Annotated in this window: 14 protein-coding genes and 1 pseudogene; 4 read left to right on the forward strand and 11 right to left on the reverse strand. The window is 39.1% G+C overall.

Annotation, left to right across the window (positions count from 1 at the left end; translation table 11 throughout):
- The 9 genes from I2F17_RS06350 to tauA form a co-directional block, all read right to left on the reverse strand.
- Positions 1-930, reverse strand: coding sequence for a D-alanine--D-alanine ligase (locus I2F17_RS06350; protein WP_211139377.1), 930 nt, complete (start codon positions 928-930; stop codon positions 1-3).
- Between the two features lie 49 nt (positions 931-979).
- Complete coding sequence (murC, locus tag I2F17_RS06355) at positions 980-2434, reverse strand: UDP-N-acetylmuramate--L-alanine ligase (RefSeq protein WP_211139378.1); 1455 nt, start codon at positions 2432-2434, stop codon at positions 980-982.
- A gap of 13 nt (positions 2435-2447) precedes the next feature.
- A complete protein-coding gene (gene murG, locus I2F17_RS06360) occupies positions 2448-3545 on the reverse strand; it encodes an undecaprenyldiphospho-muramoylpentapeptide beta-N-acetylglucosaminyltransferase (protein WP_211139379.1) in 1098 nt (365 codons plus the stop codon).
- Positions 3546-3771: 226 nt separating this feature from the next.
- Positions 3772-4716 carry a glutathione synthase gene (gene gshB / locus I2F17_RS06365; RefSeq protein WP_196421773.1) on the reverse strand — a complete coding sequence of 315 codons (945 nt, stop codon included), beginning with the start codon at positions 4714-4716 and terminating at the stop codon, positions 3772-3774.
- A 40-nt stretch (positions 4717-4756) separates the two neighbouring features.
- Positions 4757-5578: a shikimate 5-dehydrogenase gene (locus I2F17_RS06370; RefSeq protein WP_196421774.1), complete on the reverse strand. Its 822-nt coding sequence runs from the start codon at positions 5576-5578 to the stop codon at positions 4757-4759.
- Between the two features lie 257 nt (positions 5579-5835).
- Complete coding sequence (tauD, locus tag I2F17_RS06375) at positions 5836-6675, reverse strand: taurine dioxygenase (protein ID WP_196421775.1); 840 nt, start codon at positions 6673-6675, stop codon at positions 5836-5838.
- Between the two features lie 11 nt (positions 6676-6686).
- On the reverse strand, positions 6687-7517 hold the full coding sequence (gene tauC, locus I2F17_RS06380; RefSeq protein WP_196421776.1) for a taurine ABC transporter permease TauC: 831 nt from the start codon (positions 7515-7517) through the stop codon (positions 6687-6689).
- A complete protein-coding gene (locus tag I2F17_RS06385; RefSeq protein WP_196421777.1) occupies positions 7514-8293 on the reverse strand; it encodes a taurine ABC transporter ATP-binding protein in 780 nt (259 codons plus the stop codon). Before I2F17_RS06385 ends, tauC begins: the two co-directional genes overlap by 4 nt.
- A gap of 14 nt (positions 8294-8307) precedes the next feature.
- Complete coding sequence (gene tauA / locus I2F17_RS06390; protein WP_211139380.1) at positions 8308-9324, reverse strand: taurine ABC transporter substrate-binding protein; 1017 nt, start codon at positions 9322-9324, stop codon at positions 8308-8310.
- Between the two features lie 175 nt (positions 9325-9499).
- Between tauA and I2F17_RS06395 the strand changes: the two genes are divergently transcribed.
- Positions 9500-9712: a DUF1737 domain-containing protein gene (locus tag I2F17_RS06395; RefSeq protein ID WP_196421779.1), complete on the forward strand. Its 213-nt coding sequence runs from the start codon at positions 9500-9502 to the stop codon at positions 9710-9712.
- Between the two features lie 50 nt (positions 9713-9762).
- On the opposite strand, the gene pyrE is transcribed toward I2F17_RS06395, so the two are convergent.
- On the reverse strand, positions 9763-10413 hold the full coding sequence (pyrE, locus tag I2F17_RS06400; RefSeq protein ID WP_211139381.1) for an orotate phosphoribosyltransferase: 651 nt from the start codon (positions 10411-10413) through the stop codon (positions 9763-9765).
- Between the two features lie 45 nt (positions 10414-10458).
- On the opposite strand from pyrE, the gene I2F17_RS06405 reads away from it, so the two are divergent.
- The 3 genes from I2F17_RS06405 to I2F17_RS06415 all read left to right on the forward strand — a co-directional run bounded on the left by I2F17_RS06405 (position 10459) and on the right by I2F17_RS06415 (position 13236).
- Positions 10459-11280, forward strand: a complete 822-nt coding sequence (locus I2F17_RS06405; protein ID WP_196421781.1) for an exodeoxyribonuclease III — start codon at positions 10459-10461, stop codon at positions 11278-11280.
- A gap of 473 nt (positions 11281-11753) precedes the next feature.
- Positions 11754-12104, forward strand: coding sequence for a Spx/MgsR family RNA polymerase-binding regulatory protein (locus tag I2F17_RS06410; RefSeq protein WP_196421782.1), 351 nt, complete (start codon positions 11754-11756; stop codon positions 12102-12104).
- Between the two features lie 163 nt (positions 12105-12267).
- Complete coding sequence (locus I2F17_RS06415; protein WP_211139382.1) at positions 12268-13236, forward strand: phosphotransferase family protein; 969 nt, start codon at positions 12268-12270, stop codon at positions 13234-13236.
- Positions 13237-13306: 70 nt separating this feature from the next.
- On the opposite strand, the pseudogene I2F17_RS06420 reads toward I2F17_RS06415, so the two are convergent.
- Positions 13307-13489 (reverse strand): annotated as a pseudogene (locus I2F17_RS06420) (IS982 family transposase); the annotation flags it as partial.

Consider the following 13489-nt stretch of genomic DNA (forward strand, 5'->3'; position numbering starts at 1 on the left):
TTATTTTTCTGCCTCTATGAGCGTTTGTTCTAAAATTGCTAAACACAATGCATCGAAATTATACCCTATAGCTTGTGCTGCTTTGGGCACTAAAGAGTGACTGGTCATGCCAGGTACAGTATTCACTTCAAGTAACCAAAATTTGCCATTTTGGTCTTGCATGGCATCGACTCTACCCCAGCCTTGAGCACCCACCGCATGAAAGGCGTGTAAGGTCAATGCTTTAAGTTCTTCTTCTTCACTCACTGACAAACCGCTAGGTATGCCATACTCTACATCATTACGTTGATATTTAGCATCATAATCATAAAATGCAACATCTTTAGGTGGCTGTAAACGAATTACAGGTAGAGCCTCACCATTGAGTACCACAATAGTATACTCTTTCCCTGTAATCCACTGCTCTGCCATGACAATACTGTCTAAACTGATTGCTTTATCAATGGCTTCTGCCAATTGTGAGACATGCTCAACTTTGCTCATACCAATACTTGAACCTTCATGTACTGGTTTAATAATCAATGGTAATCCAAGTTCTTCAACGAGTACATCTGCTTCTACAGTCGTATTTACAATACGATAAGGTGCCGTTGGCAAACCACTGCCTTGCCAAATTTGCTTGGTTTTTACTTTATCCATGCCAATGGCTGAACCTTGTACCCCTGTACCTGTATATGGGATATCAAGCCATTCAAGTACACCTTGTATTTGACCATCTTCTCCACCACGACCGTGCAACACAATAAAAGCACGATCATAATGTACAAGTTCGGTCACACTACGATGTAAAGGGTCAAATGCGTCTGCATTTACGCCTGAGCGTTGCAATGATTCAAGGACTGCCTGACCACTGTCAAGTGATACATCTCGCTCTGCTGAACGCCCCCCGAGCAGGACAGCAACTTTTCCAAACTTTTCTGCATTTGACATAATTTTCCCCTTCCCATCATGTAACATTCAGCCATGCATATTGCTTGAGCTAATTTAAAAACAATTGTTTTTGTGCAAGTTCTGCTGAAATTGTACCAACATTTCCTGCCCCTTGGGTCAAAACGACATCATTGGCTTGTAATAGACTGCCCAATACTGTTTCAAGATGTTTATCATCAATTGGATCGATTAAAAATGGTTCAACCTGACCTCTTAAACGTATACTTCGAGCCAGTGCTCTACTATCTGCACCCACTATTGGTTTTTCACCTGCAGGGTAAACCTCAAGTAAAATAAGTTGGTCAACTTGAGATAGCACATCGACAAAATCATCAAAACAGTCACGTGTACGTGAAAAACGATGTGGCTGAAATATCATGACCAATCGATGCTCGGGATGACTTTGTCGTACTGCTTTAATGGTGGCATCAACTTCTTTAGGATGATGGCCATAATCATCAATAAGTTCAACAAATCCTTGATTGATCGGATATTTACCTTGGATTTGAAAACGACGACCAACCCCTCTAAAACTATGTAGTGCTCGATCAATCGCTGCATCGGAAACGCCTTCATCGGTGGCAATACCAATGGCTGCAAGCGCATTTAAAACATTATGTAACCCAGGTTGATTAATGGTTAAGCGTAATGCTTGGCGATCTTTTCTTAGTACTGTAAAATGCGATTGCATGCCGTCTTGTTCAACATCTATCGCACGAATATCATTGTCTTCATTAAAACCATAGGTAATGGTTGGTCGACCAAAACGTGAGATAATTTCACGTACATTACGATCATCACCACACACCACCGCTAGGCCATAAAACGGCATACGACGAATAAATTCCACGAAAGTATCTTTGAGTTTATCGAAGCTTCCTTCGTAGGTGTCCATATGGTCTGCATCAACATTGGTAATTATGGCAGCCATCGGTTGTAAATATAAAAATGAAGCATCTGATTCGTCCGCCTCTACCACAATGAATCGACTTTCACCCAAAGCAGCATTCACACCTGTGCTATTTAATAACCCACCAATCACATAAGTTGGATCAAAATTTTCTTCTGCTAACATGGTTGTGAGTAAGCTAGTGGTGGTGGTTTTTCCATGCGTACCTGCAACGGCAATCCCATGTCTATAACGCATGAGTTCACCTAACATTTCTGCACGTCTTACCAAAGGGATGCGTTGTTCAAGTGCTGCTTTAATCTCTGGATTTTTTGCATCAATTGCTGTAGACACCACCAATACATCTGCTTGTTGAATATTACTTTCATGATGTCCGATGTATACAGTGATTCCCACACTCTTCAGCTGTGCAGTGGTTTTTGATGCTTTAATGTCTGAACCAGAAACACAGTACCCCTGATTTTTTAATACCTCAGCAATACCACACATGCCTGCACCACCAATCCCCACAAAATGGATATGTTTAATACGGCGCATTTCAGGAACTTTAATTAATTTTTTTTCTAAGTGAGTAGAATGTTTATGAGATGACATGGCAGACCTTATGTTAAATATTTGTAATAATTTCAGCAACTTGTTGCGTTGCATTGGGCTGTGCTTTTTGGCGTGCATTGACTGCCATTTCAGATAAAATTGCACGACTCATCAGTGCTTTTAACAATACCGTCACAGACTCAACCGTCATACTGGCTTGCGGACACAATTTTGCTGCACCCACTTTACACAAATATTGTGCATTGGCTGTTTGATGATCATCGACCGCACTCGGTAAAGGGACAAATACCGCAGCAACACCTGCTGTTGCAACCTCTGTCACGGTCAGTGCACCTGCACGGCAAATAATTAAATCGGCATCGCTATATGCTTGAGCCATATTTGCAATAAATGGGACAACTGCTGCTTCTATATTGGCGGGCGCATTTGCATAGCCTGCTTGTGTGGCCTCAAGCTGTTTTTGACCACACTGATGCGTGATTTTTAAAGCTACGCCAAGCTGTTGCAATGCAATTGGCATGGTTTCATTGAGTACTTGTGCACCTAAAGAGCCACCTACAACCAAAATATGTAATGGTTGTTGCTGTTTTTCTCGTTGTTCATAACGCCAAGCGGGGCTCAGCGTATTGGTAATTTCAGCACGTACAGGGTTACCTGTAGTCAGCACTTTAGGGTGGCTACGAAACGTTTTTGGAAAGGCTTGACACACCTTTTGGGCAATCCGAGCCAACTGTAGATTCGTAAATCCTGGAATCGCATTTTGCTCATGAATCACCACAGGAATACCCAAGGCACGAGCGGCCAGCCCACCCGGTCCTGCCACATACCCGCCAAACCCTGCCACAACATCTATTTTTTGTTGTTTCATAATACGCATGGCATGCATAACTGCTTTCACAATTTTAAATGGTGCTGCCAAAGTACGCATGATGCCATTGCCTCGAACACCTTGAATATCAATTTGATATAACGTGATATTTTCATGTTCAAGTAATCGATTTTCCATGCCATGAAATGTGGCTAACCATGAAACGCGATGTCCTTGCGCTTGAAGTTGTTTTGCCACGGCAAGTGCTGGAAAAACATGACCGCCTGTGCCAGCAGCCATCATGAGAATATGTTTGGGTTTAAACAGGGTTGATTCGGTCACGAGTTTAATACTTCGGCTGTAATTTGGTAATTTTAATGTCGTATTTTAATCATAAAGTATCAATCGCGTGAATGATTTTCACGTGTTTTAAACAAATATTCTGAAAATAAAGCCTTGTTGTTTCAGCAAAAATAAAATTATTGAGAAATTTAACCATTTTTTTTAATTTTATCACACATTTACTTGGCCACTGCTTATGCACAGTGACCAAGTATTGTATCTGAAATCATTTATTTTTCTTGTCTTCAAGCACATCAAATAGTAGATCTGCAATGGATATATCAAACTGCTGATCTATTTCTCGAATACAGGTTGGGCTCGTCACATTAATTTCTGTCACATATTCACCAATCACATCTAACCCCACAAAAACGAGTCCTTTTTGACGTAAAAATGGTCCAACTTTCGCTGCGATTTCACGATCTTTTTCTGTTAGCGGACGAGCTTCTCCAACACCCCCTGCTGCCAAATTCCCTCTGACTTCACCATTTTGTGGAATTCGTGCAAGGCAGTACGGCACAGGTTCACCATGAATCATTAAAATTCGTTTATCACCATCTACAATCTCTGGAATATAACGCTGTGCCATAATCGGCACAGTACCCAACGCCGTGAGCATTTCTAAGGTTGAACCGATATTTTGACCCTGTGCACTTAAGCGAAAAATACCTGACCCCCCCATACCATCAAGTGGTTTTACAATCACATCTTGATGCGTTTGAATAAATTCTCTAATTAATGACTGTTGAGACGTGACCAATGTAGGGACTTGCAGTTCTGGAAACTGTGTTGCAAATAGCTTTTCATTACAGTCACGTAAGGATTGCGGTTTATTCACAACCCACGCTCCTTCTCTTTCTGCTTGCTCTAACACATACGTGGTATAGACAAAATTCATGTCAAATGGAGGATCTTTACGCATTAAAATAATGTCGTAATCTGCAAGTGACTGTTTTTTTTGATCCCCTAAAATGAAATGTGGTGTTTGTTGCTCAAAAACTTGTAACTCAGCGATCAAACCATAGGCTTTGCCTTGATCAATGTATAGATCATGCTGTTGTGCATAACCTAATTGATGCCCACGGCGACTTGCAGCCCATAACATGGCCATCGTTGAATCTTTTTTAAGGTTGACTTGCTGGATTGGATCCATAATCACTAAAACACGCATAATGCTCACTCTATTTTTGGATACTTTGAATATACCTGATTTATTGTGTTGTTGCTGTACGTGAAAATTGCGCAGCCGCTTCAAATTGTTCTTTTTCAGGATAAATTCCTGTGTATAAATGAAATTGTGCTAAGGCTTGTAATGCAAAAACTTCTGCCCCTGTAATGACTGTTTTATTTAAGCTTTTGGCATAGCAAATTGTGGGTGTATTTTCAGGTAATGCCACAACATCGAAGACCATCTGAGCTGATTGAATCACTTCAATTGACCATGCCATTTCATCTTGCCATGCTGTGCCTTGCATACCTATAGGTGTCGCATTAATCATTAAATCTGCTTGATTGGGCTCTAAAGTCGCTTGCCAAACATAACCTAGTTTTTTAGCCAATGCCGTGCCCGTTTTTTCATTTTTGGCCACAATAATGCCATGTTCAAAGCCTTTGTTTTTAAAGGCATAGGCAATCGCTTTTGCCATCCCCCCACTGCCTTTCAGTGCAAATCGAGTATTAGGTGAAATTTGATACTGATCAATCAATTGCTGGATTGCCATATAGTCGGTATTAAAGGCTTTGAGTACACCCTCTGTATTTACAATGGTATTTACAGATGCAATGGCTTGGGCAGATGGGTCAAGTTCATCGACCAATGCAATGACTTGTTCTTTGTACGGCATAGAAATCGCACAGCCTCGCACAGGCAGTCCTCGTACACCTTGTATGGCTTGTGCTAAATCAACAGGTGAAAAAGCTTTATAGATGTAATTTAATTGATAAGCACGATACAGATAGTTATGAAAACGAGTTCCAAAATTACTCGGTTTAACAGCTAAAGACATGCACAATATTGTATCTTTATTAATCATGATAAGACTCGTAAGCACCACAGCTTGATAAAAACCATCCTAACACCGCTGTGCTCAAAAAAGTGTATCAATCGCTTATCTGCCACCACAGTACATACCGTTGGCCTCATTTTTTTTCAATGTAAGCCATCACTTCAGACATCTAAATATGTAAATCTTTCCGACATTACACCATATAAAGCTTTTATTTCTACTAGCTCATCAAAACACAGTACACCAGTTAGCGCACTATATTCATTTGAGTAATTCTTCCTACACTATGCAGAATAAAAAGGGGCATGACCTTGAATTGTTGCTCTGTGCATAATGCGATGTGCCGAGCCATAATCAAAGAGTGCTTTGTGCTGTGTACAGCGATTATCCCAAATCGCAACATCACCCTCAGCCCACTGCCAACGCAAATGAAGTTCAGGCTGTGTTGCATGCTGACATAAGAACTGAAGTAACTCCTCACTTTCAGATGGATCAAGCTCATTAATTCGTGTAGTGAAACCCTCACTCACAAATAAAATAGGTTCTTGCGTAACAGGATGTGTTCTTACTACAGGATGAACAACAGGCGGATTTTTTTCAAACACACGCAATAATTTTTCTCGTTCTTCTGGTGTTTTTGAATAACGTTCTATTGGAAATGATTGTCGAATATCGTGAGTTGCTGTCAACCCTGCTATTTTTTGCTGAATGTGCTTAGGTAGTGTACGAAAAGCCCCTATCCCTGTTGCCCATAGTGTATCCCCGCCTTGTTTAGGTGTTTTTTTCGCCTGTAAAACACAGCCTAAAGGTGGTGTTTTACTAAAAGTTACATCTGTATGCCAAAGCTCATTGTCTCTTAAGTCTTGCTTTAAACTATCTAAAATAATAATTTCAGGGGTATCTTCTACATGCGGAAAAATGGGATGAATATGTAATGATCCAAAACTTTTTGCAAGTTCAGCCTGTTGACGTGGCTGTAAATGTTGATCGCGAAAAAATATTACCTGATGATCGAGTAATGCCTGATGAATATTCGCTAACACTTCAGGGGTTAAGTCATTCAAATTGATGCCGTGAATAACAGCGCCAATGGAAGGTTTTATAATTTCAACGTCAAAAGACATGTTTATCTCTCCTACATTTGTTTGCCATACCACGGGGAAAATTGTTTTTGTAACCAACGTAAAAATAGTTCAAAACTCACTGCAACAATCGCAATCACAATAATACCTAACACCACAACATCAGTGATTAAAAACTGTGCTGCCGATTGAACCATAAAACCAATGCCTCGATCTGCTGCCACTAACTCAGCTGCCACTAAGGTGGACCAACCCACACCCAACCCTATACGAATACCTGTAATAATATGAGGCAATGCTGTGGGTAAAATAACGTAATAAAAGACTTGTGTACGACTTGCCCCAAGAGAAAGAGCTGCGCGTTCTCTATTTTGCTGATGACTAGTTACACCATGTGTACTACTAATGATAATGGGTGCTAAAATAGACAGAAAAATAAGCAGTATTTTAGTGGTTTCACCAATACCAAACCAAATCACAAGTAATGGTAAGTAGGCCAATGGCGGAATGGGTCTTAACAACTCTACCAAAGGATCAATCATTGCCCTCGCCCATCGATTCAAGCCCATCCACAACCCAACAGGCACACCAACAACAATCGCAGCAAGGAGTGCAATAAACACTCGAGTAATACTTTCAGCTAAATGTTGCCATAAAGTGGCTTTCATAAAGCCATGCTGACTCACCTCAATAAATTTTTGAAAAACAGCTTGAGGACTTGGTAAAAACAGTGGAGAAATCAGCCCTAAAGTTGTGATTAAAGACCACACACTTAAAAGGATAAAAACACTTAAAAGGCTTAACATAACAGTCTGATACTGATCAAAAAATCTGGCTAAGCGTTTTTTTTGAGTTTTTGGCGTTGAATCAACTAAATCACTCATATCTTTAATTCCATATCGTGGCTCAATTCAGAAAATAATGCTTCTCGCAGTTCAATAAATTGAGGATCGGATTTAATGGAACGAATATTTTCTCCATCACGATAACGATGTGAAAAATCTAACGTTAATCTTTTAGTAATTCTTCCAGGTCTTGCTTGCATAATAATCAATGTTTCACTCAGTAACAGTGCTTCTTCAATGTCATGTGTGATTAAGAAAAAACTTCTTTTTTGCTTCACCCATAAATCTAAAACGAGCTGTTGCATATTTTCTCGAGTAAAGGCATCTAAAGCAGCAAATGGCTCGTCTAACAACATAAATGCGGCAGGGCTAATCAAAGCACGTGCAATGCCCACTCGTTGCTTCATTCCTCCAGATAATTCCCAAATATTTGATTGTGCTACGTGGTCTAATCCCACAATTTTTAATATATGTGCTACTTTTTCCTCAACAACTTTTGAGGGGATTTTTTGAATTTCCAAAGAAAATGCCACATTGTCTTGTACATTTAACCAAGGAAATAAAGCATGTTCTTGAAACACCACGGCACGGCTGGCATCTGGACCATGTAAAGGCTGATGATCAAGTAAAATTTGTCCAGTTGTGGGTGATTGAAAACCCGCTAAAATATTTAACAAGGTGGTTTTACCACAACCTGACTCCCCTAAAACGGTCGTGAGTGAGCCTGATGCAATCTCCAAATGGATATCTTCAAGTATTGGATGTATCTGTGTTGGAAAGGTTAATCCAATATGATTTGCAGTGAGTGTACTCATAATATGCTCTAGATTTACTGTAAAAATGCTGTCGATACATTTTGATGGTAATCAGGCTGAACTTGATCTACCTTACCTTGCTGTTTTAAAAACTGTGCTGTATCTAAAATATTTTTCGCAAACTCATGAGATAAAGCATCTATTTGTTGCTGTCTATTTAAATAAGTATTTCCAGATAATAACAGTTTCAGGTCTTCAGGCTGTGAGCCCGTCAGGGTTGAAATACCATTCACATTTTTTGTATCAAGAGTAAATTGATTTGGGTCTTGGTTGTAGTGATCTAACTGTGTCAGCGTTGTAGATACAAAAGATTTTAAAAACGCTGGATTTTTTTCAGCAAAATCTTTTCTCACTACCCATAAATCATACGTTGGTGCACCCCACTGCCCCACTTGCTTTGAGTCTACCAGCACGTGTCCTGTCGCTTTCACTTTACTTAAAGCAGGTTCCCATACATAAGCTGCATCAATATCGCCACGGTTCCAAGCAGCAATAATTTCAGGTGGTCTTAAATTAATAATTTTGACTTGATCTTCTGAAATGTTCCAGTGCTTCAGTGCAGACAACAAACTATAATGTGTGGTCGAAACAAAAGGGACAGCAATTGTTTTTCCAATAAGATCACTTGGTTGTGTAATGCCAGATTTTTGATTCACCACCAAGGCCTCTGAGCTACCCAACTTTGAAGTAATAAGAAAAGCTTCTATTGGAATACCTTTACTTGCAGCGGCTGCAAACGGACTAGAACCAATATTTCCAATCACAACATCGCCTGAAGCTAAAGCATTAACGACATCAGAACCGGTATCGAATTTTTTCCACGTTATCGTCTGTTGGCTATTTTTTTCATATAAACCTTCTGATTGCGCAACCTTACTTGGATCAACCCCTGTTTGATAGGCAATCACAATTGGTTTTGTTGGTGTGGTTGCAACTGCATTCTTTCCTTGAGTTTGGTAAATTAAAAAACCAACAAGTGCCACAACCACAATAAATGTGGTAATCAAGGGTTTTTTATATTGCTTTTTCATAAGGTCGTGCTTGCTTATTAATATAAAATATATGGTATGGTGCTAGCCCACCGTAAAAAAATAAGAATTTATTAATTAGTTATTCATATTTCATAAATAGATTTTATTGATATCCTTTGAATGTACATGATTAAACCTTTAAGACACTGTATTTATTACTGATGTGAGAAAATCCATGAAACTTTATCGTTATTTAACAGGTGTAGATGATTCAGCCTTTTGTGCCCGTGTGAGCAAAGCACTCAACAAAGGTTGGACATTACATGGTTCGCCCACCATGACATTTAATGGTACACAGGTGATTGTTGGGCAAGTCATTTGTAAAGAAACAGACGAGACATATCATGAAGATACAGACATGATCGCAGTCCTAAAAGCAGCTTCATAATAAAAAAAGCCCTTGTATCTTTCAACACAAGGGCTTTTGTTTGAAATCGATTAAACATCTATACCGTAGCGCTGACGATATGCTTGCATATTTTCAAGTGCTGTTTGCTCACCTTGTTGTTCTAAATATGCCATTAAATCTTGCATGGTCATTAACGCATGTACAGGAATTTCTAATTCTTGTTCAACTTCTTGTATGGCAGAGAGTTTACCTTGTCCACACTCTTGGCGGTCTAACGCCACCAATACACCTGCAATATTTGCCCCTGCTTGCTTGAGTAGTGTCACTACTTCACGGATCGCTGTACCTGCTGTAATCACATCATCAATAATCCAAACATTTTTACCTGCCACAGATGCACCCACCAATACGCCACCTTCACCATGGTCTTTGGCTTCTTTTCGGTTAAAGCCCCACGGTACGCTTTGTGCATGGTTTTTAGACAGTGCCACCGCTGTTGCCGCCACAAAAGGAATTCCTTTATAGGCCGGCCCAAAAATCACATCAACATGCTCACACTGCTGTAATTTTGCAGCGTAACCATCAGCTAAAACAGACAATGCCTCACCATCAGACAGTAGACCTGCATTAAAAAAATATGGGCTTACACGACCAGATTTTAGGGTAAATTCACCAAACTTTAAAACACCCCGAGATAAGGCAAGTTCAATAAAAGCCTGTATGTTAAACTGCTTAGTCATGAAGCACTCCATTTTTAAATTTAGATATTGAGGTAAAACACCGCCATGATACCAAAGGATAGCTATACACGTGATCAAAAAATTCTGCGAGTTGTCTCTCTCAATGTGAATGGTTTACGTGCATCGGTTAAAAAAGGACTACTCGAATGGTTAGAGCAATCTGATGCCGATGTGGTTTGTATTCAAGAAAGCCGTATTACCCATGCGCAATGTACCGATCAGTTTAAGCCTGAGGGTTGGTATACACACCTCTTTCCTGCCGAAAAAGCAGGCTATGCGGGAACTGCTATTTTTAGTCGCTTACCTTTTGTATCTGTGACCGATGGTTTGGGTTTTGAACTTGCAGACAGCCAAGGGCGTTTTATTGCGGCTGAGTTTGACTTAGGCCTTGAAAAAAATGCCTATATTTGCTCATTATACCTACCTTCAGGTTCATCGGGTGATGAAGCTCAAGCGCGTAAAGAAATTTTCTTAGAAAAATATCAAGCCATTTTAAAACAATGGCGTGATGAAGATAAATCAATCATTATTTGTGGTGACTACAATATCGTGCATAAACGTATTGATATTAAAAATTGGTCAGGTAATAAAAACTCATCGGGTTGTTTACCACACGAGCGTGCATGGCTTGATTATATGTATGATGAACTCGGTTACGTAGATACTTTTCGCACTGTGCGTCCAGAAGCAGAGCTTTATTCTTGGTGGTCAAATCGTGGCCAAGCACGTGCTAAAAATGTCGGTTGGCGCATTGACTATCAAGCTTGCTCTCCAGATTGGAAAGCCCGTACAATCAATGCATGGGTCTATCGTGAACAATGGTATAGCGATCATGCCCCTGTCATTATTGACTATTGTTTAAATTAAATTGAATAGTATGTGATTAACCGATGCGTCTTAGAAAAGGGATTTCAATCTAAGCGCATCGTGTTAGAATATCCTTGATTATATTGCCTCACATTGAAAGCATTTTTCTATAAAAAGAATAAGCTTATGTAACTAAGAGAACACTTGTTCTTTTTTTACGTGGAAATGGCTTACACGAGTTGTCGCTTTTACCTCTATTTATTTGCACCCAATCACGGCATTATATTCATACGGCACAGGGACATGTCAGGATGACACAAAAGGATAGGAAGCCGTAGGAAGGAAAGAAACATATGAGTAATCATACGTTTTAAAGGACTTAACATTGGACGTTAACACAGTGAAACCCGCATAATCAGGATGATTTAATGCGGGTTTTCTGCTTTTTAGCCTTTATTTTTTTGCACTGATCGCTAGATAATCTATATTCTTCAAACCACCAAACCATACGATTTCACGAAGGATACGACAGCATGTTAAAAATATATGGTATTAAAAATTGTAGCTCAATGAAAAAAGCCTTTGATTTACTCAACACTCTCGGTTTGAGCTATGAATTTCATGACTATAAAAAACACAGTATAGATGCACAACATGTACAACAGTGGTTAGAACAAGCAGGCGCAGAAGTGATTTTAAATAAAAAAGGAACCACTTGGCGTAAACTTGACGAACATCAACAACGCGCGGCTTTAGATAATCAAAGTGCTCTGATTGACGCACTCATAACACATACTAGTATGATTAAACGCCCTATATTAGAAACGCCCCATGGGCTGATTGTAGGGTTTGATGAAGAAAAATATCGTCATTTAACTCAATAGTCATGTATTTAACCTAGACTCAGGCTCAATCTACTAGATGATTTGCACTCTTTTCATTGGTATACATGGTCTGTATATACAATGTTTGGGATTGATTTGAGTCTAGCTCATTATCTATTCGCAAAAAAATCCGTTCTATTCATGTATCTTTTTAAGGTGTTTTATGACAGCACTCACTCACCTCATGTCAAAAATCCCTATATGGTTATATGAAAACTATGCTGTTGCTTGCAGTGATTGCACTTTAGTTAGAGCAGGTATGAATGTCATTTTATCTGCTCGTCAAACATCATTCCCTCACTGCCCTATATTTATTAAAATATTTCATGCAAATCGATCGAAACATTCTGTAGAGCAAGAAGGACATCTTAATAATGTCTTAGTGTTGCACTCTATTGCTTCTGCAAAAGCACTCGTGAGCACTGCCAATACACTCAGTTGCTTGATTTCAATCCAAAATCAAAAAAGTGCTGTACTTGTTTTTCTAACAGCACAGGGGAAAGCATGTACTTTAGATGATGATGACTTAACCTTGTCTGCAAGTAGTTTATTTCAGTTACATCAACTTACTCTACCTTCAAACATTCAAATTCCATTGTTAGATATCAATCAAAAACTCCACCACATGAGTGCACTGTCTAATCTAGACTTTGCTTCACCTGAGTTAAAAAAACATTATATCCATATGGTTGAAACTGCTCAAACACAGTATTTTCAATCTGGACATTCGATTTGTCATGGCGACCCTAGAGCACAAAATATATTTATTCATAATCACCGTGCAACTTTAATTGATTTTGAAGATTGCTGTTTATCGACGCCTTGCTTAGATTTAGCGATTATGATTTGGAATATACAATCAAATCGTCCTCAAAGCACATATTCTTTGGATAAAATACATTGTTTTATAAATCACTATAATCAACAATCCACTCATCAATTTACACTTCAAGAATTGACTCCATATCTTCTTTTTCATGAAATTCGTTCTGTGTGGTTTCTAGCACAGTATCATCTGCTCACCCCCCACACAGCAAATACCATTCTAAAACTATCTAATGCAATGTTTTCCGTACTCAAATACGATATCAAATTAAATGAACAATCACGAAATCATCTCTCTCATATTTAAGGATGACATTATCTTCAGCTTCCGTCCAAATTTATTAAATAATCTAAATTATAGATAACCCGAATCCTGTTTAAGCCGAAGCACCGATGATTCGAATGTTCGGCTTATTCTTATGACAAACCTGATACGCACATAAAGATGCATAAATTCCTGCTAAATAGCCTTGAACACTTCTCGCCTTACTTGTCACTAAGTTGTATTTAGCTTTCAACAAACCAAACAATGTTTCAATCTTATTTCGTTGCTTCAAATA

Source organism: Acinetobacter baretiae (genome assembly GCF_015627105.1).
GTDB classification, from domain to species: domain Bacteria; phylum Pseudomonadota; class Gammaproteobacteria; order Pseudomonadales; family Moraxellaceae; genus Acinetobacter; species Acinetobacter baretiae.

Bases quoted from the DNA above. Each gene is read 5' to 3' on its own strand.
- pyrE (WP_211139381.1), bottom strand. From the start codon at position 10,413: ATGACTAAGCAGTTTAACATACAGGCTTTTATTGAACTTGCCTTATCT.
- tauD (WP_196421775.1), bottom strand. From the start codon at position 6,675: ATGTCTTTTGACGTTGAAATTATAAAACCTTCCATTGGCGCTGTTATT.
- murC (WP_211139378.1), bottom strand. From the start codon at position 2,434: ATGTCATCTCATAAACATTCTACTCACTTAGAAAAAAAATTAATTAAA.
- I2F17_RS06405 (WP_196421781.1), top strand. From the start codon at position 10,459: ATGATACCAAAGGATAGCTATACACGTGATCAAAAAATTCTGCGAGTT.
- I2F17_RS06370 (WP_196421774.1), bottom strand. From the start codon at position 5,578: ATGATTAATAAAGATACAATATTGTGCATGTCTTTAGCTGTTAAACCG.
- I2F17_RS06395 (WP_196421779.1), top strand. From the start codon at position 9,500: ATGAAACTTTATCGTTATTTAACAGGTGTAGATGATTCAGCCTTTTGT.
- gshB (WP_196421773.1), bottom strand. From the start codon at position 4,716: ATGCGTGTTTTAGTGATTATGGATCCAATCCAGCAAGTCAACCTTAAA.
- I2F17_RS06415 (WP_211139382.1), top strand. From the start codon at position 12,268: ATGACAGCACTCACTCACCTCATGTCAAAAATCCCTATATGGTTATAT.
- I2F17_RS06350 (WP_211139377.1), bottom strand. From the start codon at position 930: ATGTCAAATGCAGAAAAGTTTGGAAAAGTTGCTGTCCTGCTCGGGGGG.
- I2F17_RS06385 (WP_196421777.1), bottom strand. From the start codon at position 8,293: ATGAGTACACTCACTGCAAATCATATTGGATTAACCTTTCCAACACAG.
- tauC (WP_196421776.1), bottom strand. From the start codon at position 7,517: ATGAGTGATTTAGTTGATTCAACGCCAAAAACTCAAAAAAAACGCTTA.
- tauA (WP_211139380.1), bottom strand. From the start codon at position 9,324: ATGAAAAAGCAATATAAAAAACCCTTGATTACCACATTTATTGTGGTT.
- I2F17_RS06410 (WP_196421782.1), top strand. From the start codon at position 11,754: ATGTTAAAAATATATGGTATTAAAAATTGTAGCTCAATGAAAAAAGCC.